At 50.7% G+C, this 22586-nt stretch carries 19 protein-coding genes; 17 read left to right on the top strand and 2 right to left on the bottom strand.

The features are described 5' to 3' along the window. Positions 1–60: 60 nt before the first annotated feature. On the bottom strand, positions 61–1170 hold the full coding sequence (locus TU92_RS20200; RefSeq protein WP_112168953.1) for an AI-2E family transporter: 1110 nt from the start codon (positions 1168–1170) through the stop codon (positions 61–63). A gap of 174 nt (positions 1171–1344) precedes the next feature. On the opposite strand from TU92_RS20200, the gene TU92_RS22525 reads away from it, so the two are divergent. The 10 genes from TU92_RS22525 (at position 1345) to TU92_RS20155 (ending at position 14181) form a co-directional block, all read left to right on the top strand. After that, positions 1345–1638: a hypothetical protein gene (locus tag TU92_RS22525; protein ID WP_248291972.1), complete on the top strand. Its 294-nt coding sequence runs from the start codon at positions 1345–1347 to the stop codon at positions 1636–1638. Then, positions 1617–3041 (top strand): chloride channel protein, encoded by a 1425-nt coding sequence (locus TU92_RS20195; RefSeq protein WP_248291971.1) that lies wholly within the window; start codon positions 1617–1619, stop codon positions 3039–3041. Before TU92_RS22525 ends, TU92_RS20195 begins: the two co-directional genes overlap by 22 nt. Before the next feature lie 330 nt (positions 3042–3371). Continuing rightward, positions 3372–7148 (top strand): nitrate reductase subunit alpha, encoded by a 3777-nt coding sequence (locus TU92_RS20190; RefSeq protein WP_112168952.1) that lies wholly within the window; start codon positions 3372–3374, stop codon positions 7146–7148. Further along, on the top strand, positions 7145–8680 hold the full coding sequence (gene narH / locus TU92_RS20185) for a nitrate reductase subunit beta (protein ID WP_112168951.1): 1536 nt from the start codon (positions 7145–7147) through the stop codon (positions 8678–8680). Before TU92_RS20190 ends, narH begins: the two co-directional genes overlap by 4 nt. After that, positions 8680–9402, top strand: coding sequence for a nitrate reductase molybdenum cofactor assembly chaperone (narJ, locus tag TU92_RS20180; RefSeq protein ID WP_112168950.1), 723 nt, complete (start codon positions 8680–8682; stop codon positions 9400–9402). Before narH ends, narJ begins: the two co-directional genes overlap by 1 nt. Then, positions 9399–10079 (top strand): respiratory nitrate reductase subunit gamma, encoded by a 681-nt coding sequence (narI, locus tag TU92_RS20175; protein ID WP_112168949.1) that lies wholly within the window; start codon positions 9399–9401, stop codon positions 10077–10079. Before narJ ends, narI begins: the two co-directional genes overlap by 4 nt. A 95-nt stretch (positions 10080–10174) precedes the next feature. Beyond that, positions 10175–10414, top strand: a complete 240-nt coding sequence (locus TU92_RS20170; protein ID WP_112168948.1) for a hypothetical protein — start codon at positions 10175–10177, stop codon at positions 10412–10414. A 166-nt stretch (positions 10415–10580) separates the two neighbouring features. Next, positions 10581–11444, top strand: coding sequence for a D-amino-acid transaminase (locus tag TU92_RS20165; RefSeq protein ID WP_112168947.1), 864 nt, complete (start codon positions 10581–10583; stop codon positions 11442–11444). Positions 11445–11959: 515 nt separating this feature from the next. After that, a complete protein-coding gene (locus TU92_RS20160; protein WP_136627596.1) occupies positions 11960–12610 on the top strand; it encodes a helix-turn-helix domain-containing protein in 651 nt (216 codons plus the stop codon). Between the two features lie 35 nt (positions 12611–12645). Further along, entirely contained in the window at positions 12646–14181 is a 1536-nt protein-coding gene (locus TU92_RS20155) for an EAL domain-containing protein (protein WP_112168945.1), read from the top strand. Between the two features lie 36 nt (positions 14182–14217). Here TU92_RS20155 and TU92_RS20150 read toward each other — a convergent pair whose 3' ends face one another. Beyond that, on the bottom strand, positions 14218–14922 hold the full coding sequence (locus tag TU92_RS20150) for a DUF2461 domain-containing protein (protein WP_112168944.1): 705 nt from the start codon (positions 14920–14922) through the stop codon (positions 14218–14220). Positions 14923–15506: 584 nt separating this feature from the next. Between TU92_RS20150 and TU92_RS20145 the strand changes: the two genes are divergently transcribed. From TU92_RS20145 to TU92_RS20115, 7 genes are all read left to right on the top strand, one after another. Further along, on the top strand, positions 15507–16046 hold the full coding sequence (locus tag TU92_RS20145) for a fimbrial protein (RefSeq protein WP_112168969.1): 540 nt from the start codon (positions 15507–15509) through the stop codon (positions 16044–16046). Positions 16047–16151: 105 nt separating this feature from the next. Then, a complete protein-coding gene (locus TU92_RS20140; protein ID WP_112168943.1) occupies positions 16152–16907 on the top strand; it encodes a fimbria/pilus periplasmic chaperone in 756 nt (251 codons plus the stop codon). Continuing rightward, on the top strand, positions 16885–19446 hold the full coding sequence (locus TU92_RS20135; RefSeq protein WP_112168942.1) for a fimbrial outer membrane usher protein: 2562 nt from the start codon (positions 16885–16887) through the stop codon (positions 19444–19446). Before TU92_RS20140 ends, TU92_RS20135 begins: the two co-directional genes overlap by 23 nt. A gap of 98 nt (positions 19447–19544) precedes the next feature. Then, positions 19545–20867 (top strand): fimbrial usher protein StbD, encoded by a 1323-nt coding sequence (gene stbD, locus TU92_RS20130; RefSeq protein ID WP_112168941.1) that lies wholly within the window; start codon positions 19545–19547, stop codon positions 20865–20867. Beyond that, a complete protein-coding gene (locus TU92_RS20125) occupies positions 20833–21570 on the top strand; it encodes a fimbria/pilus periplasmic chaperone (RefSeq protein ID WP_112168940.1) in 738 nt (245 codons plus the stop codon). Before stbD ends, TU92_RS20125 begins: the two co-directional genes overlap by 35 nt. A 160-nt stretch (positions 21571–21730) precedes the next feature. Further along, the gene (locus TU92_RS20120) at positions 21731–22264 is read left to right on the top strand and encodes a hypothetical protein (protein WP_112168939.1); all 534 of its coding nucleotides are present in this window, start codon (positions 21731–21733) and stop codon (positions 22262–22264) included. Between the two features lie 5 nt (positions 22265–22269). Next, positions 22270–22575 (top strand): hypothetical protein, encoded by a 306-nt coding sequence (locus TU92_RS20115; protein ID WP_112168938.1) that lies wholly within the window; start codon positions 22270–22272, stop codon positions 22573–22575. Positions 22576–22586: the final 11 nt, after the last annotated feature.

The raw sequence follows: 22586 nt of genomic DNA, 5'->3' as shown, positions 1-22586 counted from the left end.
ACAGGCAAAAAAAATGAGCGGGGATTAAGCCGCTCATTATGAAATCACCACCGGGAGCTATCAGGCGCCCGGATGATTTTTCCCTTCTTCGATAAAGTCTTCGTCAATCTCATCAATATTATCGCGGTGATCGCGCCCGGACAGAATATTCCAGCAGGCGATAAACAGCGCCGCGATCAGCGGACCGATGACAAATCCGTTAATGCCGTAGACTTCCATCCCACCAAGCGTACTGATAAGAATCAGATAATCCGGCATTTTGGTATCTTTGCCGACCAGCAGCGGACGCAGAATGTTATCTACCAGGCCGATAATCACCACGAAGAACACCACGATGAAGACGCCTTTCCACAGCATGCCGGAGGCAAAGAAATAAATCGCCGCTGGCACCCAGATAATGGCTGAGCCCACTGCCGGGATGATCGACAGAAACGCCATCAGCGCGCCCCAAAGTAAGCTTCCTTCGAGACCGGCGATGTAAAACGCAATACCGCCGAGCGCACCCTGAACGATCGCTACTACCACCGTGCCTTTGACCGTCGCACGCGCCACGGCAGCAAACTTCATAAACAGGTGATGCTTCACGTAGCTCGACAGTGGCAGCGCGGCCAGAATCAGGTTCACCAGATATGCGCCGTCTTTGATAAGGAAGAACAAAATGTACAGCATGATGACGAAACCCAGAGCAAACCCGAAGGTGCTCTTACCGATCACGAACACGCTGCCCGCCAGATACTGGCTACCCTGAAGTGCCACGTCTGACAGTTTCTTCTGGATTTCAGTGGTGCTGTCCAGATCATGGTCGGAAAGGAAGTGACGCGCCCAGCGCGGAAGATGATGAATCACATCCGCCAGAATCATCGGCAGCTGCGTTTCATTCCCCTGCAACTTGGTGTAGACCGCGTTGAACTCAATCGCCAGCGAGGAAACAATGATCGCCAGTGGCGTGAAGACGATCAGACAGATGATGAGCACCGTCAGCAACGAGACCAGACCGTTACGATCGCCAACATACTGTTTCAGCCGGTTTTTCATTGGATTGAAAATCACGGCCAGAATAATCGCCCACAAAACTGATGAATAGTAAGGTTGTAAAACATCAAAAAAAGCCAACGTTACGATCAGTAAAATCGTAAGAAAAAACCCCTTGGAAAGACCTTTAACCACCATATTAATTCCTTTGAATGTACCTGTTGCTCACGAAGCATAGAGTGCATCTTCGTTTTTGCAAAAATTACTTCCTGCATGACCGCATTCTTGCGCCTCACCGCTGGTCACGGGCATGAGAAACGCCCGCCAAAATGCTATTCTCCCTGCCAGCACCTTTTCCACTAAGAGAACCTGATGGGCCTGAAAGCATTCGATTCCCTGCAAAAGGGTGACTGGGTAAACCTGCTGATCGCCATTCCCACCGGGATTGTCGCCGCACTGGTGACGATCGCCTTTCGCGGTGCGATTTCCGGTATCAACGGCCTGATGTTCGCCGATGGCAGCGATATCACCAAAGCCTTTAATGAATATCCGAGACTGGTCTGGCGCTCATCACCACGGCGGGCGGCATTATTGCCGGTTTCATTTTGCTGTGGGCGCTGCGCCATGAAGAAAAGCACGGCAAAATGCCCGATTATCTTGATGTGATCGACCAGCGGCTGCCGGGCATTCCGGTGGTCAGCACGGTGCTGCGCGGTCTGTCGTCGCTCGCCAGCATCGCCAGCGGCGGGTCGATCGGGCGTGAAGGCGCGATGGTGCAGCTGTCGGCGCTAAGCGGCAGCCTGCTCGGTCGCTTTTCGCGTTTTAAAGGCGTCCATCAGTCCGATATTATCGCGATGGCCGCGGCGGGCGGGCTGGCAGCGGTGTATCACGCGCCGTTTGCCGGTGCGCTGTTTGTGGCAGAAATCGCCTTTGGCGTGACCGCTGTCCAGCGATTGATACCGTTATTTATTTCGGCATCCGTTGCCGTGCTTACCGTTCGCTCGCTGACCGGCTATGCGCCGTTGTATCTCTATTCTTCGGCAACCTTTAGTCCGTCATTTGGCGCGATCATCACCGTACTGATTATCGGCGCAGCGACCGGGATCCTCGGGCCGCTGTTTATCTCCTCGATCGATAAATTCCGTCAGTGGATGAAACCCATCTCGCATCCGGCGCTGCGGCTAGGTCTGGGCGGGCTGGGGGTCGGGCTGGTGGCGATGATTTCGCCGCTGGTGCTGGGTAACGGTTTTGAAGTCATCGATCTGATTTTAAATAACGGAGATTTGCAGACGTCGCTGCTGGTCTTGCTGATTTTAAAAATTGTTGCCACGGCGATAACGATAGGCTCCGGCGCCGTTGGCGGGCTGTTTACGCCGTCGCTGCTGATTGGCGCAGCGGGCGGGGCGCTGGTGTGTACCTGCCTGCAATGGCTGGGGTTCGATCCCGGACCGGTCGGATTGTACGCAGCCATCGGCATGAGCGCACTGCTCGCGGCGACCAGCCACGCACCGCTGATGTCGATCATGATGGCGTTCGAAATGACGCTCAACAGCTCTCTGCTGTTCCCGCTGATGCTGGCAACCGCGATTTCTTACGTTGTTGCTTCGCGCCTGAAAGAGGGCGGCACTTACCCGGTGCTGACGCGCCACAACGCCCGCTTCCTCGCCAAGAATGAATTCGAATACAGCACCGTTGCTTCGCTGGTGACCCCTTGCTCGAAAATGTACGTCGACGCCTCATTATCTGAAGTGGTCAGCGAAGGGCTGAAGCAGCGCACGCGCTACGTCTATGTGGTGGACCGGGAAGAGCGGTTCCTCGGCGTGGTACCGACCAACGTGCTGGCGAGCGGTATTATCGACGGCAGCCTGAAATCTGATGATCCGATTGATGCGTTTATCGAACAGGAGTTCACCACGCTGTTCCAGCAGGCCAGCTACGAGCAGGCGTGGGCAATGTTCAGCAACTCGCCGCTGGAACGTTTGCCGGTGCTGGAAAACGCACAATCCCGGCGTCTGCTGGGTGTTATCACCAAAGCCGCATTGCTCAGTAAAGCCAAAGACTTCATTTGATGACCCATAATGCCTGCCGGTTTCTGTGACGCAGACCGGCTGGCGTTTGTAATACCCCTCATTTTCCACTCTCTGCCTCTCCGGCGATAAAAATCCTAGATAAAGATATTTTAATTAAATAAATCAACCGGTTACGCGTGTCTTTTCAAATACCTCTTTGGGGGTAATTACCGTTATGTGAGTTTTTATACGACGGCGCTCACTTGATCGCAATCAAAGGGGCTCATCACGCGCGTGAATACTCTGAGGCCAACGTGAGCAATGTAATTGAATTCCCCGCCATTCACATAACGACAAAGCGCCACAGGCCTTTGCACAGGAGATTCCCGGATGAGCAAGTTTCTTGACCGGTTTCGCTATTTCAAACAGCTAGCTGAACCCTTCGCTGATGGCCACGGCCAGACGCTGAATACCAACCGTGACTGGGAAGACGGCTACCGTAGCCGCTGGCAGCACGATAAAGTGGTCCGTTCCACGCACGGTGTGAACTGCACCGGTTCATGCAGCTGGAAGATTTACGTCAAAAACGGTCTGGTCACCTGGGAAACCCAGCAGACTGACTACCCGCGCACCCGTCCGGATCTGCCAAACCATGAGCCACGCGGCTGCCCGCGCGGTGCCAGCTACTCCTGGTATCTCTACAGCGCCAACCGTCTGAAATATCCGCTGATGCGCAAAAAGCTCATCCAGCTGTGGCGCGAAGCCAAACTGACCTACAGTGATCCGGTGGATGCCTGGGGTTCAATCGTCAGCCAGCCTGAAAAAGCCAAAGAATATAAAGCCGCTCGCGGACGCGGCGGTTTCGTGCGTTCCAGCTGGCAGGAAGTGAATGAACTGATCGCGGCATCTAACGTGTATACCGCCAAAACCTTCGGCCCGGACCGTATTATCGGCTTCTCGCCAATCCCGGCGATGTCGATGGTGTCTTATGCATCCGGCGCGCGCTATCTGTCGCTTATCGGCGGCGTATGTCTGAGCTTCTACGACTGGTATTGCGATTTGCCACCGGCCTCTCCGCAAACCTGGGGCGAGCAGACGGACGTGCCTGAATCCGCTGACTGGTACAACTCCTCTTATATTATCGCCTGGGGTTCCAACGTTCCGCAGACCCGTACGCCAGACGCCCACTTCTTCACCGAAGTCCGTTACAAAGGCACCAAAACGGTAGCGATCACCCCCGATTACGCAGAAATCGCCAAGATTTGCGATCAGTGGCTGGCCCCGAAACAGGGCACCGACAGCGCGCTGGCGCTGGCCATGGGTCATGTGATCCTTAAAAATTTCCATATCGACAATCCAAGCCAGTACTTCACTGACTACGTGCGCCGCTACACCGACATGCCGATGCTGGTCATGCTCGAACCGCGCGAAGATGGCTCCTTCGCCGCAGGCCGCATGCTGCGCGCGTCCGATCTGGTGGATAACCTCGGTCAGGAAAATAATCCGCAGTGGAAAACCATCGCCTTTGACGAAAATACCGGTGAGCTGGTGTCACCGCTGGGCTCGATCGGTTACCGCTGGGGTGAGAAAGGTCAGTGGAATCTCGAATCCCGCGAGGGTAAAGAACACAAAGAGGTCAGCCTGCAGCTGAGCCTGCTGGGTAACCACGATGATGTCGTGAACGTCGGTTATCCGTACTTTGGCGGCGCGGTCAGTGAGCATTTCAACAGCGTAGCGCTGGAAGAAATTCTGATGCACAAACTGCCGGTGAAACGCCTGCAGCTGGCCGACGGCAGCACCGGTCTGGTGGCGAGCGTCTATGATCTGACGCTGGCGAACTACGGGATTGAACGTGGTCTGAACGATGAAAACTGCGCGCAAGGCTTTGACGAAATCAAAGCCTATACGCCAGCCTGGGCCGAAAAAATCACCGGCGTATCACAGCAAAACATCGAGCGCATTGCTCACGAATTTGCCGATAACGCTAACAAAACTCACGGTCGTTCAATGATCATCGTGGGTGCCGGGATGAACCACTGGTATCACCTCGACATGAACTACCGTGGCCTTATCAACATGCTGGTCTTCTGCGGCTGCGTCGGTCAGAGCGGCGGCGGCTGGGCCCACTACGTCGGTCAGGAAAAACTGCGTCCGCAAACCGGCTGGCAACCTCTGGCCTTCGGTCTCGACTGGCAGCGTCCGCCGCGTCAGATGAACAGCACCTCGTTCTTCTACAACCACTCCAGCCAGTGGCGTTACGAAACCGTTGCGCCGCAGGAACTGCTGTCGCCGTTAGCGGATAAATCCAAATTTACCGGCAGTATGATCGATTACAACGTCCGCGCCGAGCGCATGGGCTGGCTGCCGTCTGCGCCACAGCTAAACGTCAACCCGCTGCATATCGCAGAGCAGGCGAAAGCCGCCGGGCAGTCTCCGGCTGATTTCACCGTCGCGGCACTGAAAGACGGCAGCGTGCGTTTCGCCGCCGAGCAACCGGACAATCCGCAGAACTTCCCGCGCAACCTGTTCGTATGGCGTTCTAACCTGCTGGGCTCGTCCGGTAAAGGCCACGAGTACATGCTCAAATATCTGCTGGGTACCGAACACGGTATTCAGGGAGAAGATTTAGGCGTGCAGGGCGGCGTGATGCCGGAGGAAGTCGAATGGCAGGCGCAGGGCGGCGAAGGCAAACTGGATCTGGTGGTAACGCTTGATTTCCGTATGTCCAGCACCTGTCTCTATTCCGACATCGTTCTGCCGACCGCAACCTGGTATGAAAAAGACGACATGAATACGTCGGATATGCATCCGTTTATTCATCCGCTGTCCGCCGCCGTTGATCCGGCGTGGGATTCCAAAAGCGACTGGGAAATCTACAAAGGCATCGCCAAAGAGTTCTCCCGCGTCTGCGTCGGCCATCTCGGCGTGGAAACTGACCTCGTCACGCTGCCAATCCAGCACGATTCCGCCGCAGAACTGGCGCAGCCGTTCGGTGTGGAAGACTGGAAAAAAGGCGAGTGTGACCTGATTCCGGGCCGCACTGCTCCGCACCTGATGGTTGTCGAGCGTGATTATCCGAACACCTATGAGCGCTTCACTTCCGTAGGACCGTTGCTCGAAAAACTGGGTAATGGCGGTAAAGGGATCAACTGGAACACCGACAGCGAAGTCGATCTGCTCAAAAAGCTGAACTACACCAAGCTGGACGGCGCGGCCATCGGGCGTCCTTGCATTGAAACGGCGATTGACGCTGCCGAAGTCATTCTGACGCTGGCACCGGAAACCAACGGTCAGGTGGCCGTCAAAGCCTGGGCGGCGCTGAGCGCCAACACGGGCCGAGACCACACGCATCTGGCACTGAATAAAGAAGACGAGAAAATTCGCTTCCGCGATATTCAGGCTCAGCCGCGCAAAATCATCTCCAGCCCGACATGGTCAGGTCTGGAAGATGAGCACGTGTCCTACAACGCCTGTTACACCAACGTTCATGAGCTGATCCCGTGGCGCACACTGTCTGGCCGTCAGCAGCTGTATCAGGATCATGCGTGGATGCGTGCCTTCGGTGAAAGCCTGCTGGTTTACCGTCCGCCAATCGACACCCGTGCCGCGCAGCCGCTGCTGAACGCCAAACCAAACGGTAACCCGGAGATGGCGCTGAACTTCCTGACGCCGCACCAGAAATGGGGCATTCACTCCACTTACAGCGACAATCTGCTGATGCTGACCTTAGGTCGCGGCGGTCCGATTGTCTGGCTGAGTGAAGACGATGCGACAAAACTGGGCATCGAAGACAACGACTGGATCGAAGCCTTCAACGCCAACGGTTCGCTGAGTGCCCGTGCGGTCGTCAGCCAGCGCGTACCGGCGGGGATGACCATGATGTACCACGCGCAGGAACGCATTGTGAACATTCCGGGTTCTGAAATCACCCAACAGCGCGGCGGGATCCACAACTCCGTCACCCGCGTATGCCCGAAACCGACCCATATGATCGGCGGCTACGCGCAGCTGTCTTACGGTTTCAACTACTACGGCACCGTCGGCTCAAACCGCGACGAGTTCGTGATTGTGCGCAAAATGAATCGCATCGACTGGTTAGATGATGAAGGCAACGACTTCGTGCAGGCCGCAGTCCTCCCTAAAAAAGCACAGGAGAAAGCCAAATGAAAATTCGCTCACAAGTCGGCATGGTGCTGAATCTCGACAAATGCATTGGCTGCCACACCTGTTCAGTGACCTGTAAAAACGTCTGGACCAGCCGCGAAGGGATGGAGTACGCGTGGTTCAACAACGTCGAAACAAAACCGGGTCTGGGTTATCCGCACGACTGGGAAAATCAGGAAAAATGGAAAGGCGGCTGGATCCGTAAAATCAACGGCAAGTTGCAGCCGCGTATGGGTAACAAAGCTAATCTGCTGCACAAAATCTTCGCCAACCCGCATATGCCGGAAATCGATGATTACTACGAGCCGTTTGATTTTGACTATCAGCATCTGCATACCGCCAAAGACGGTAAACATCAGCCTGTCGCACGTCCGCGCTCGTTGCTGACCGGCAAACGCATGAAGAAAATTGTCGGCGGTCCGAACTGGGAAGACGATTTGGGTACTGAGTTCAGTAAGCGCTCTGCCGATCAGAACTTCGCCAACATGCAAAAAGAGATGTACGGCGAGTTCGAAAACACCTTCATGGCGTACCTGCCGCGTTTGTGCGAACACTGCCTGAATCCGGCATGCGTGGCGACCTGTCCGAGCGGCGCTATCTACAAACGCGGCGAAGACGGCATCGTGCTGATCGATCAGGATAAATGCCGCGGATGGCGCATGTGCCTGACCGGTTGTCCGTACAAAAAAATCTACTTCAACTGGAAGAGCGGCAAATCAGAAAAATGTATTTTCTGCTATCCGCGCATCGAAGCTGGCCAGCCAACGGTCTGTTCCGAAACCTGCGTCGGTCGCATCCGCTACCTCGGCGTGGTGCTGTATGACGCCGACCGTATCGCCGAAGCAGCTTCTGTCGAAAACGACAAAGATCTGTATGAAAGCCAGATGAGTATCTTCCTTGATCCGAACGATCCGGACGTTATCGCACAGGCCGAAATTGACGGCATTCCGCTGTCAGTGATGGACGCCGCCCGTCAGTCGCCGGTCTATAAAATGGCGATCGAATGGAAACTGGCGCTGCCGCTGCACCCGGAATACCGCACGCTGCCGATGGTCTGGTACGTACCGCCGCTGTCTCCGATTCAGTCTGCCGCCGACGCAGGCGCATTGCCGCACAGCGGCGTGCTGCCGGACGTCGAAAGCCTGCGTATTCCGGTGGAATACCTGGCGAACCTGCTGACCGCAGGCGACACCGCACCGGTGCTGCGCGCGCTGAAACGTATGCTGGCCATGCGTCACTTCAAACGTGCCGAAACGGTGGATGGCGTGCTGGATACCAGCGCGCTCGAGCAGGTCGGCTTATCTCAGGCACAGGCGCAGGAAATGTATCGTTATCTGGCGATTGCTAACTACGAAGACCGTTTCGTGGTGCCTTCCAGCCACCGTGAACAGGCACGCGAAGCCTTCCCGGAAGCCAAAGGCTGTGGTTTCAGCTTCGGCGACGGTTGCCATGGCAGCGACACTAAATTCAACCTGTTTAACAGCAAGCGCATTGATGCCATCGACATCGGCGCGAAAACCGAAAGGAAAAGCTAATGAACAGCTTACGACTCATCGGATTACTGCTGGATTACCCGTCTGAAGACCTTTGGGAACATCAGATCGAGTTGCTCGAAGCGGTGACCGAATCTTCGGAACTGAATGCCGCACAGCGCCTGAGTCTGGCGCTGTACATCACGACTTTCTGCCAGAAAGATTTGCTGGATGCCCAGTCGGCGTACACCGCGATGTTCGATCGCGGCCGCGCCACCTCGCTGCTGCTGTTCGAACATGTTCACGGCGAATCCCGCGACCGCGGGCAGGCGATGGTGGATTTGATGGAGCAGTACCGTGAAGCCGGTCTGGAAATCGACAGCCGCGAGCTGCCGGATTACCTGCCGCTTTATCTGGAGTATCTGACCACCCGTGACGAACAGCTGGCGCGCGACGGCCTGCGCGATATTGCGCCGATCCTTGCGTTGCTCAGCGCCCGTTTACAGGAACGCGACAGCCATTACGCCGAACTGTTTGATTTGCTGCTGGCGCTGTCTGGAAGTGACATTGTCACTGAGTCAGTGCGTGAAGGAATCAAACAGGAAGCGCGCGATGACACTCCCGCCGCGCTGGATGCGGTGTGGGAAGAGGAGCAAATCAAGTTCCTCGGCGAACAAAGTTGTGCGAGTGGTGAAGAAGCTGCGCGCCAGAAACACTTCGCCGGTGCGGTTGCGCCACAGTATCTGAACCTTGACGACACACCTGCGGGGGAACCACGCAAATGACTGACTTCCTCAACAACTTTTTCTTCAACATTTATCCGTACCTGTGTGGCACGGTCTTTCTGGTCGGCAGCTGGTTGCGATATGACTACGGCCAGTACAGCTGGCGCGCCGGTTCCAGCCAGATTCTGGAGAAAAAGATCCTGCGCATCGCATCACCGCTGTTCCACGTCGGTATTCTCGGCATTATTGCCGGTCACGCCTTCGGGATGCTGACCCCGCACTGGATGTACGAATCCTTCCTGCCGGTACCGGTGAAACAGCAAATGGCAATGTGGGCGGGCGGCGCGTGCGGCGTGATGACGCTGATTGGTGGCGCAATGCTGCTGTGGCGTCGTCTGAGCAACGAACGTGTGCGTTCCACCTCAAGCTTCGGTGACATCATGATTATCGCGCTGCTGGTCATCCAGTGTGCGCTGGGGCTCGGCACCATTCCGTTCTCCGCGCAGCACATGGACGGCAGCGAAATGATGAAACTGGTTGGCTGGGCGCAGTCCGTTGTTACCTTCCACGGCGGTGCAGCCGAACATCTGGACGGTGTGGCGTTTATTTTCCGCGTCCATCTGGTGCTCGGCATGACATTATTCCTGCTGTTCCCGTTCTGCCGCTTAGTGCATATCTGGAGCGCACCGGTGGAATATCTCACCCGCCGCTATCAGCTGGTGCGTAATCGTCGCTGATTGACATCGCGGATTGTGATCTGTCTGTTTTGACATAAAAAAGAAGGGCGCTATGATGCGCCCTTATCTTTATTTTATTGCTCAAGGACGCACTGATGGCCACTCCAAGACAACCAATGACCGTAGCCCGTCGTTTATTACGCAACAGCATGATTTTGCTGGTAATCGGCGTCGTTGCCACACTCCACGGCCTGATCGTCGGCAGCCCTGATACGCCGGCGGGCGAAATGGCGCCGCAGCTGTTGCTGGGCATCTGGTTTATATTTATGGGTGCGGTAATGGGGCTGATCAGCTGGCTGGTCATCCGCAACAAAAAGAAGAAAGGCCTGCTCTGAGCCTGACAACGCACAATGAAAACGCTCTCCGGAGCGTTTTTTTATGCCCGCCGTGCGGGAAACCTGCGTTGGGTCAACGTCCGTTGTTCAGTATTCACGCAATTTATCCTCTGTTATAAAGATATCTGCTAATAAAATCCTATTCCACTTTTGCCAGGAAAATGACATGACCAGAACGGTATACCTCAACGGGGAGTTTATTGCCGAGCAGGATGCGAAGGTGTCGGTATTTGATCGCGGTTTCTTATTTGCGGATGCGGTGTATGAAGTCAGCGCCGTACTCAATGGCCGTCTGCTGGATAACGCCGCGCATCTGGCGCGTTTATCACGTTCCTGTCAGGCGCTGAACCTGCGACTGCCTTGCCAGCCAGAAGACATCGAAGCGCTGCAAAACCGGCTCATCGCCGAGAACAGCCTTCAGGAAGGCGCGATTTACCTGCAAATCAGCCGGGGAAACAGCGGCGATCGCGATTTTGATTTTCCGGGTGAGAGTGTTGAACCGACGTTTCTGATGTTTACGCAGGCAAGGCCGCTGATTGATCACCCGAAATCGAAAACCGGTATCCGCATGGTTTCCGTGGAAGATATCCGCTGGCAGCGCCGCGATATCAAAACCGTTGGCCTGCTGGCACCTTGTCTGGCCAAAGAGTACGCACACCGTCACGACGCCGATGATGCCTTGCTGGTCGAAAACGGACTTATTACCGAAGCCAGTTCGAGCAATGCCTGGATTGTTGATGCGGAAGGCACGCTGGTAACCCGTCCGCTGAGCACGCACATCCTGCACGGGATCACTCGTCAGGCGCTACTGGCGCTGGCGAAGCAGCACGACATCCGGCTTGAGGAACGTCCGTTCACGCTGGAGGAGGCGATGAATGCGCGGGAAGTGTTTATCAGCTCGGCGACGACGTTTATATGGCCGGTCATTTCCCTGAATGGAAAAGTCATTGGAGGCGGGGTGCCGGGGCCAGTGACGGGGAAATTACGGGAGATCTATGTGGCGGAGGCGATGCGGGCGACGGCGGGGTAGTTTCAGCTACAACTTCAAGATCAAAACCTTGGGTTGCCACCCAAACTGGCCTTAAAGGGGGCTTATCGCCGCCCCCCTTAAGAATCCCAGGCTCTTAAAATACGTGCCATGCAGACGGGCTATGTTAAACACGACTCGGACCGCTCCCTCCCCTGCGAAGGGGTGAGGTATTAAGGTCAAATAAAAAGTTGAAGTGTGCTTTAGCAAATATGATGGCTTCTCAGCCTCTCTTAAATGATCCATTGGCAATTGAAAAAAACCACTCCGGTTTAATTTAGATGAGATTATTCCTAGTTACTACGCTATTAAAACATTGTTTAAGTTTTGTTTTGTCAGGATCCTGGTGGTTTTTTATTCTGAAATAATACAAATACCTGACATTACTTGAAGTATTCATCCCTTCCGCTGGTTTTTTCATAATGTTTGACCTAATCTTAAAATATATTCCTAAATCAAAAATCCCAAATTAAGTTGATAAAATAAACCGAGGATTTCATCAAAGTAAGGAATAAAGAATGGCGTGGAAGAGAAGAGAGAAAGTGGCAATTATGGAACCCCTTTCGATGGTCAACGAAACAATGACCCAGATCCTGAGAGAGGAGGGCGATATTATTATTGAGGGTGCGCTTTATAATTTTGTTTCCCTTAAATCATTGCTTGAATTAAGAAAGCTCGATGTGGTTTTCAGTGAAGTCTATGACGCCAGTACTTCTATTATTGAAGGTCTGGATTTATTAAGAAAACTCAAAGCGCAATTTCCTGCTATCGATATTATTCTTCACACTGAAATCGAAATTCCTGCCTTACTCATTCAAAGCAATGCCGATGCTATCTATATGAAACAATTGGGTGTCGAGGGCTGCCGTGCTTCTGCTGCCCAGATACTGAATGCGGAAAGTATGGTCAGCGTACTCTTTTATGAGGACAGAAAACGTCATTACGATTTTGAAATGCTGAGCGATTACGAGTGGGAAGTGCTGATCATGTTTAGCCAGCAGATGAGCATCACTAATATTGCGGATAAAAAGAAAACCGATTATCGCCGCATCAGCCGGATGAAACACGCTATTATGAATAAGCTGAAAATCAATAATAATGTGGCGTTCAGTCAGTTAATGGCGCTGGCAGGGTGCAAATTTGGCGAATATCCGCCGGTCTCTTTATAAAAATACGGCATCAACATATTTCTTTCAGGTGCACCATGAAGCCCGCAAACCCTTTTGGCCGACCTTTATTATTTCTGCTCAGTACCTTGCTGATGATGGCGGTGACGCTCGGCGTTACGCATCTGGTGGTGGCTGCTTATGATCGCGACGATCTGGCTTCTTATGCCCGGCACATTATGGCGCGCGGTCTGGAAGTCGCTAACGAATCCCATAACATTGTCAGTAATGTCAATGCTATACGGTTTGAAGCCTGCAGTGACAGGTTTCTCGATGAGATCCGTTACCTTTCGTTTACCTCGGTGTTTATTTCCGATATCGGCTACACCAAAGACCGTCAGCTAAAATGCACCGCCATGCGCGGACGTTTACCGGAACCGGTGACCATGTCAATTCCCGATGCGGTGACCCGTTACGGGCAGCGGATCTGGACATCGTTCAGCGGTATTGTTGATCCGCGCATCACCGCTGACATGATGGAATCTAAAAACGTTTTACTCTTTCCTACCCCTGCGGCGTTTCGTGACATCTATGTGCCGTATGACGGGTTCGGCGCGGTGATGATAAACCACCAGCGGGACCACATATTCAGGTTGTTCGGGGAAACATCCGGGCTGGTGAAAGATGTGAGCGAGCCGGGACGACTTTCCTGGTGGCATCAGGCGCAGTTTTCAGAGTGCAGCAAAAAGTATGATATCTGCGTGATGGCCAGGAATACGCAGATCGGACTTTTCTCGCTGACTGCCACTGCCGTCGTATTCATCACGCTGGCCGGGTTACTGGCCGGCGCTATTTTCACCTTTGCCGTTCTGCAATATCTCAGAAATAACCGTTCCTTACAGAATAAACTTAAAACGGCCATCAGCTGTGATGATATTTGTGTTAACTATCAGCCGTTTGTGGAAATAAAAACGGGTAAGGTAATCGGTTACGAAGCCTTAGCCCGCTGGAAAGATATTAATGGCGATAATATTCCACCAGACGTGTTCATCAGACTTGCCGAATCCACTAATCAGATCAAAGCATTGACCCGTTCCGTCGTCGCTCGTACCTTGCGAGAAATGTCACCGCTGCTGCGCGAAAATAAAGCGCTGTTCGTGAGCATTAATATCACCACGGCGGATGTAACGGATCCAGAATTCAAAGTCTTTCTGGAAGAGGAGATCGACAAAGGCGGATTTGACCGCAGGCAGATTGTATTAGAGATAACCGAGCGTTCAACGGCGGATCATCGGCTTCTTAAAGATGCGCTGGTGCGACTCAGAGAATACGGTTACCGCATTGCGCTGGATGATTTTGGTACCGGTTATTCCAATCTGGATTACCTGAGCAAAATCTCTTTCGACATTATCAAGATCGACAAGATATTCACCGATGCGATTGGTATCGAATCGGTGAGTTTCCGTATGCTCAAAATGATGCTGGAGATGCTCGCGCAGACTGGTTCAAAGATCATCGTTGAGGGCATAGAAGAACAGCATCAGGCAGATTTCTTACTGGCGCATTACCCTAAGATTATCGCGCAAGGCTGGCTATACGGTAAGCCGGTAGATATCGGTAAAATCCGCTCCTGAGATAAACAAACAGGGGCGAATTCGCCCCTTTTATGCTTACTCGCCCAGCGCCAGCTGATTTTTCTTCATTCCTTCAATCTTCATCAGCATGTGATACAGCGGCGCGATGCGATGAAAATCTTTGCTTAAAATCCCCACCAGCGCCTTCGAGAACAGTGGTTCCATATCCATATGAGAACTGATCAGCGCAAAAGACTTCTTGTTGTACCAGGCCGCCAGCGCCGGATCCTGCTCTTTCACCAGCGGGCGTTTATAGCTGTCACCTTCAATGGTGAAATTCGGTTCGATACATTTCGCCATCTGCAAAAATTCCTCCGGCTTATGCAGCAGCTGCTGGCGGAACAGGTCCATCGTGGTCTTTGACGCGCTGTAATAACCCAGCCCGTAACGCCACCAGTCCTGCCCGAACTCAAAGAAGTAGGTCGGTGCGTCGGTCCAGTTCTTACGCGAACGCTTGAACGTCAGCCAGAGGTTACAGCGGTAAATCAACTTGTCGTTAGAAAAGCGCGTATCCCGGTGCATTCTGGATATCGTCTTACCTATCGCCGGGCGCACTTCAAACAGGTCATCAATCACCACCATATCCTGGCTGAGATCCTCCACCAGCTTGCGCATCGGCTCCAGCAGATGCTGCTGATAGATATCTCTATGCTCTTCAAACCACTCTTTGTCGTTGTTCTGCCGCAGCTCCTGCAAAAAGGTGAGACCTGCCTGCGTAAAACCTGTAAATGCTCCCATGATGTTCCCTTTTATCTGTCACAAAGCCAATGAGCTGTGTATTTAAACAGTATCGCTGAAGGCGGAAAGGAGATCAAAGGGGGATTTAGCTTTTGGGGCTGGAAAGTAAAAGTATGCAAAAACGGTAGATTACGATGAGAGCAGATTATTGTTCTATATCAATATTTACAGAGTCATGACGCTAATATTAGCCTTGAAACGTTTTATCGTTTAACTATTAAAATGCTTTGAATAAATAATCCGCAGAATGTTTATTGGCTAACCGGTTATAGATATAAAAGTCAGAATTTGTCTTTGCATGTTTAATTAACCTGAGAATATTCCTAGTTAAGAAAGTGTAAGTTTGAAATATGTTTTCAGGATGTTAATGAGAATTGCAGATTATTTCCCTGTGATAAAAGCGGTTTTACATCAATTCCTTTATGAAATAGATGTCTATTACATCTTTTTTGGAATAAAACACTAATATATGCGTTTTAGGTAGATTTGTTTGCTGAATCTTGTCGTGACTTTATGATTATCACCTCTGGCAAGCAGTTCAAGGTGGGTTGCGTCAGAAGGAAATTAATCTAATGGAGAAACAACGCATGAATAAGAAAAGTTTGGTGGCTTTAGGTTTGCTGGTAGCGGGTTATTCAATGACGGCATCAGCTGTATCTGATAACACCATTTCTTTCCAAGGTGAAGTCTCTGATCAAACCTGTGAAGTGACCGTAAACAGCGATTCTGCTCCGGTTGTCTTAATGCCGACGGCAGCTGCAAGCGCGTTAACAACAGCAGGCAGTGTTGCAGGAAAGACCTCTTTTGACATCGCATTATCGGGCTGTACTGCTGCGACTACTGCGACCACTATTAATACTGTGTTCTCGGGTAATCTGGTGGATACCGCCAATCAAGGAACCCTTACAAATACAGGCACTGCGACCAATGTTAACTTGCAATTGCTTGACACTGATGGTTCTGCCATTGATTTAAGTTCAACCTGGACCAGCACCAAAGGCGAACTTTCCCTTGCAGAGACTGATACAGCGTCCAGCGCAACCTTCTTTGTTCAGTATTATGCTACCGATGCAGCAACGGCGGGCACCGTCGCAGGTTCCGTTGAGTATGCGGTGAGTTACCTATAAGCCATCCCTCTGATATAAAAGATGGCAGGTTGTCTGCCATCTTTTTATTTGAATAATAATGTCTGCCTAAATGACATTGCAGAATAAGTGATAAGAGAACAAACAATGCATTCTGGAAAAAACACCATTATTTATTTACTGGGTATCGCACTGACGATATTACTGGGATTGCCCGCCGTCGCTTTCTCAAGCGTGACCATGATGGGGAATCGGATTATATATCCTGCTGACAGCTCATCAGTCAATGTTGAATTTACGAATAAAGATATATTCCCTTACGCTGTCCAAACCTGGATTGCAGAGGCGGATGCAAACTCCACACCGGTCACCGCGAAAGCACCGTTTATCGCGTCGCCGGCGCTGTTTAAAATTGCGCCAGACAGTGGGCAGGTTTTAAGAATTACTTTCACAGGGGGTAAGAATTTACCTCAGGACAGAGAATCCATTTTTTATTTTAACTTTCTGCAAATTCCACCCATTAACGCGGGCGGAGCAGAGAGTCAAAATAAAAACAAAATGCTCGTAATGCTGAAAAACCGGGTGAAGTTATTTTACCGGCCTGTTTCCATCGCAAACAGAATTAATCATCTGGGGGAGGATATAAAGATCACCTCTTCCATGTATTCTGGGGGGACAAAATTATTGATGAAAAATGGCTCGCCTTTTTACGTGTCCATTGCCAGCGTCAAGATTAAGCAGGAAGACCACGTTTATTCACAGCCTGCGGATATGCTTGTACCTTTTTCTCAAGGTCATGTGGATTTTAAGAACCTTAAGTTAAAACAAAATGCCATCGCAGTAATTGAATATATTAATGACCAAGGAGCGAGAGTTAATCATGAGTATCAAATCAACCCATAAGAATACGCATATTGCCTCACTCTCACTTCTGACGTCATGCATTTTATCTAGCTTTAATACGGTATCTGCCGCAGAGGAGTTCTATTTCGACCCCAGCCTTCTTGAAGGTTCGGGTGTGGCAATTAACTTTGAAAAATTGAACGAAAAAGTCGTCAGCGTCGAAGCCGGGAATTACCAGGTCGATCTCTATGTCAATAATAAGTTAATTAAAGAAAATACGAAGATTTCGTTCACCCGAATAACGGAAGATGATTCAGCACAGCCTTGCCTGAATGCTGATGATATTAAACGTATTCAGTTAAAAGCTGATGCTGTTTCCCTGCTGCCAGTGGGTGATCGGTGTGTGAGTTTTTCAGCGCTTTCAAAAGAGTCTTCTTGGGAATTTGAACAATCCACGCTGAAATTAAAATTGTTAATTCCTCAAGCTTCGCTTTACCGTCAACCGCGCGGCTATATTCCCGTTTCGCAATGGGACAGTGGTGGGTTGGGCTTATTTTTTAAGCACAACACTAACTATTATGAAACCAGGAACACGGGAGGCTATACCACTAAAAACTTGTGGAGCGGCTTGAACAGCGGCACCAATATTGGCCTCTGGCAATTAAGAAATCAGTCCAACTTCACTTACAACGATACTGACGGGCGGACTAAACAAAAATGGACAAGCGTGCGCACTAACGCGCAGCGTCCGCTGCCTTTTATTAATTCATTGGTCACCGTGGGTGACAGTTACACCAATAGCAGCCTGTTTGGCAGCCTCTCTTTTAATGGTGTGAAACTTGCCAGCGACACGAGAATGATGCCGCAGGGGAAACGGGGTTATGCGCCAGAGGTTCGCGGTGTCGCCACGACTACTGCGCGTGTGGTCGTCAGCCAGCTCGGTAAAACCATTTATGAAACCGTCGTGTCTCCGGGCCCTTTCGTTATTGACGATTTGAACAATACTCGCGGACAGGGTGATTTACAGGTGTCTGTTATTGAGGCCAATGGACAAACATCGACGTTTACCGTTCCTTACTCAGCCGTGCCGGACTCCATTCGTCCGGGTATGTGGAATTACGAATTGGCGTTGGGCCGGGTGCGTAACTATTACAACGTCGATAATGAATTTTTAGAGGGGGTGGTTCAGCGCGGTCTCAGCAACCGGTTTACCGGTAACGCAGGCGTACGTCTGGCAAAAGACTACGAGGCCTATCTGCTTGGTGGCGTAATGGCGACGCAGTTCGGCGCTGTCGGGCTCAACACCACCTATTCTCACGCCGTTGCAGAAAAAAACAAAACGCAGTCCGGCTGGCGGGCGGAAGCGAGCTACAGTAAAACCTTTACCACGGGTACCAACCTGACACTGGCCGCGTATCGGTATTCGACCAAAGGCTTTCGTGATCTGCAGGATGTACTGGGTGTAAGGCGTGCGGCTGATAATACGACAACCTATTATTCGGACACGCTAAACCAGAAAAATCAGTTCAGTGCGACAATCGCGCAAAGCTTCGATACTTTCGGTTCATTATCGCTTAACGCAAGTACGTCGGACTACTACAGCAATAATTCCCGAATTACTCAGATGCAGTTGGGTTACAGCAATAGCTTCAAAAAGATCAGCTACAACATCAACGTGGGCAGACAACGGACCAGCTATAGCACCCGCAGCAATTACTACAGCGACGTGGATGATAGCGATAACCGTCAGAAATATACCGAGAACACGGTCTCCATCGGGTTCTCCATGCCGCTGGACTGGACGGATTCACGGTCTAACGTTGCATTTAATCTGGCGAAAAATAAAACGTCAGAGTCTGCAACCACCAGCCTTTCTGGCTCCGTTGGTGAAAAAAGCAACGTATCGTATTCCTTATACAGCGGCGTAGAGAATTACCAGGACAGCGGGAATGAAATGACCTGGGGGGGGTCACTGCAACAGACCACGTCAAAAGGCGCATTCCGGGGTTCCTATTCGCAAGGCACGGATTATAAACAATTCGGACTCGGTACATCCGGCACCTTGCTGATCCATCCCGGCGGCGTGACCTATGGCCCGTATGTCAGCGACACCTTTGCATTAATTAAGGCCAAGGGCGCAAAAGGTGCGGAAATTAAAAATGGCATGGGGGCGAAAATCGACAGCTTTGGTTACGCAATTTTGCCGTCATTATCTCCGTACCGTTATAACACCGTGAGTTTAGATCCTAAGGGATTGAACTCTAGAGTGGATATTCAGGGAGGCAGCAAGCAGGTGGTGCCGTATTCCGGTGCAATTGTGCAAGTTGAATTCGACACAATAAAAGGCCAGCAGGTATTGATCAATACCACACTCAAAGTTGATCAAATGATCCCTATGGGTGCTGATGTCACCGATAAAGACGGCAAGAATATTGGTATGGTTGGCCAGGCGGGGCAAATTTACGCACGTATCAACGCGCGTTCAGGCGTGCTGTTTGTTTCATGGGGTAAAACGAATGCAGAGCAGTGCCGAATTAATTATCAGTTACCTGCGAGTGATGATAGTTATTTTTTACAGCTGACGCTACCTTGTAAATAAATTCCCAGAAATAACGCATAGCAAAAAATCAAAAATATTTTTGTGAGGCTATTAGGTAATCTATATTACGTGAATGATGATAGAGGGGATTTTGAGTGATGAAAAAATTATTTTATTTAATAAGTTTTCTCGGGTTGGTACTTCCTGGCATTTCACAGGCGACGTGTTCGATAGTGACAGGAACCAGCTATTTGACTACTGCATTAATTGAAGCTGGTTATACTGCAAAAAGTTGGAGTGGGGCTTGTGATACTTGCAATGGTAATATAGGGCTTCCTTCAGTTGTCTCTATAAGTACCAATTCAAGTTTGATGCCATCAGGAACATTACTTGCCAGTTCAACAGCTGACTTTTTCCAGGCTTCATCTTCTACGACTTACGGTCAGAATCAGATACTTTTCAGATGTGCGCTAGCCGATGCTGATTCTATCTATGAGATGTATGGTACGAATGGTGATAATGCATATACTGGTATGTATACAACTGATGAAGTTGATAATGCCTATTACAGCCCTGTAAGAAATGTTGCTTACAGATTAACCAACACCAGTACTGGAGAATATTATTCACGATATTGGAAAGCACGAAAGTTAGTTGCAGATAACTGGATTCAGGATGAAAACTATATTTATATACCTGCTAGTATATTCAGCGGCGTCACTATAGAACTTTTTAAAATAGATTCCGCGACTTATTATACTAATAGTAGCACAACTTGGCTTATGAATTATTCTCAGCCTTATGGTTATATAGTTTTTAAAGGGCCGGGTTTATCAACGAATGTTACTGATGGTGCAGACTCATACTCTAATCATGATGGTTGGCATAGCGCCTGGCCAGCGGCCTATGGTTTGTACAACAATGTTACTTTTGTCCGAGGCGCAATGTGCCTGGTAAAAGATTACCCTTCGGTTGTTCTATTACCCACAATAAGTACTTCATCGTTAAACAACGGCGAAGTGAGTCAAAGTAATTTTGACATCAGCCTAAGCTGCGAAGACTCTGCTGTATCCAGCGTAAGTAAATCAACCAGTTCATCAGCAAATGTTGCGATGGGTTTCTTAGTTAATCAGTCAACAGCGGTCACCGCCGCGACAACTCTGGGTCTGACCTCAACCAGTGGTTTAACGCATTTACTGGACACCAATTATGGCAGTTCAGGTGTCGCTTCAGGCGTGGGAATTCGAATTTATGATGAAAGTGGGAATGCTTTGAACCTTCTTTCCAGTAAAACTGCGACAACAGGCAATACCGGCGGTTGGTACGCCTATAAAGATCTGACCACCAGTCAGGGCGATTCAACGGACGGTATCACAACCTACACTGGAAATTTTACAGCCTCTCTGGAGGCAATCAGCGGCGAAACAGTTACGGCGGGGAGCGTCAATGCACAGTTACAAGTGGTGGTCAGTTTTCAATAAAATCACCGTTGCGGCGGGCATTATGCTCTGTTGCACATCGTTTCACGCCAGCGCGGTGGTTAATGCGGAAAAGACCCGCGTGGTGTTCAACTCGGGCAGCATCGCGGAATCACTGTCATTAGTGAATTCCGAGAAAGAACCGGTAGTGGTACAGGTCTGGACTGACAACGGTGACCCGACGGTGAGCCCGGATAAGGTCCACACGCCGATTGTGATCAACCCGCCGGTGTTCAAAATGAAACCGGCGGAGATCCGCAACATTCGCCTGTTATTGGTTTCAGCCGGAAACCTGCCGAAGGATCGCGAAAGCGTATTTTGGCTGAATATCTACCAAATTCCGCCAAATACCGAAACGCGGAATAAAGGCGAGAAAAAGGTCGTGCTGCCGTTAAAAATCCGCATGAAAGTGTTTGTCAGGCCGGAAAACATCGGTGAACTGAAGGAAAGTGATGCACAGAAATTGCGGTTCAGTATCGGGAAGGAGGCAACCGGCAATAAGCTGTTGATCCAAAACCCGACGCCGTGGCATATGACGATTTCATCGTTGAAGTCAGGGGCGACGGAGTTAGCGGGGGTCATGGTGGAACCGCTTTCCAGTTTGCGGGTGGACATCCCGGCGGATAAAAATCTGTCAGGAGTGATGGAATATGAGGTTATTAATGATAACGGTACACGCTGGCAGAATAGCCAGCAGATAAATTAAATATCATTTCAACTTTTACTCTCAATAATAAAAATGACCACGCCTGTGAGAAAAAAATGATTAACCGGCCGGTTGCGCCGGTCATCTCTTGTGGCTAGTTTTTGATGGCACGGGCATTAGAATAATTCCCGCCACCGGAATTGGTCACAGGAGAGGCATTTTGAAATCACTGTTTAAGCTTAACCTCACGATATTTATCGTCGTGGTCATATTAAGCGGATGCTCAACGCATAAGTATGATCAGACGCTCGATAATCAAATCACAGCCTTTCAGATAAAAGCCGATCAGCAGTTTGTGACATGGTATGCGAAGGCTATGGCGGAAGACGTCAAAACTGTCTCGCCGGTCGCAGCCTGCAACGCTGCGCCTGTGATGGCGGGGCAGTCGCTTTCGCTCATTTCCCCATCTTCAGAAACGGACAGTCAGTTTTTTAATTCTGTAGAAACGGATTTATCGCTGATTGAATCCCGCACCAAATTGCTAAATAACAATCCGGCGATAGACCAGCAGATGTTTGGCCTGCGAAATATCTTCTATCAGATTAAATACAAACGGCAGCATTGTTCCGTGCAGGACTCACCGGCGTATATCAGTATTCAGCGAAAACAGGTCTCAGTTATTTTACAGGCAATGCTGACTTATCAGCTGGTATTAAAAAACGGTTCAGGCATTACGCAAACTAATCAGGGGTAAATGTGATGAGTGATATTTTTGATTTACGTGACAGCGCCATTAATGCAGCGAAAAATTCACTGGGCGCGAACTGGAATACGGTCGCCAACGGCGCAGTGCCGCAAATTGAGGCGTTGCTGCAACTGACATGGGAGATTGAAAAGGGTAAAGGCAGCTTTCGCTCGGGGGAATACGAGTCTTTGCTGGCATCGCAAAAATCGACCTTCGTGGCTGTGCTGACCACCTACGAGGCGATCACTGAAGAGATCGCATGGCAGGCGCTAAATGCGGCATTTGGTGTCATTTTTAACGGAGTACGCAAGCTTCTGTGAAAACCGCAATA

Source organism: Rahnella inusitata (assembly GCF_003263515.1).
Lineage (GTDB): Bacteria > Pseudomonadota > Gammaproteobacteria > Enterobacterales > Enterobacteriaceae > Rahnella > Rahnella inusitata.
This window is presented reverse-complemented; position numbering and strand designations above follow the sequence as displayed.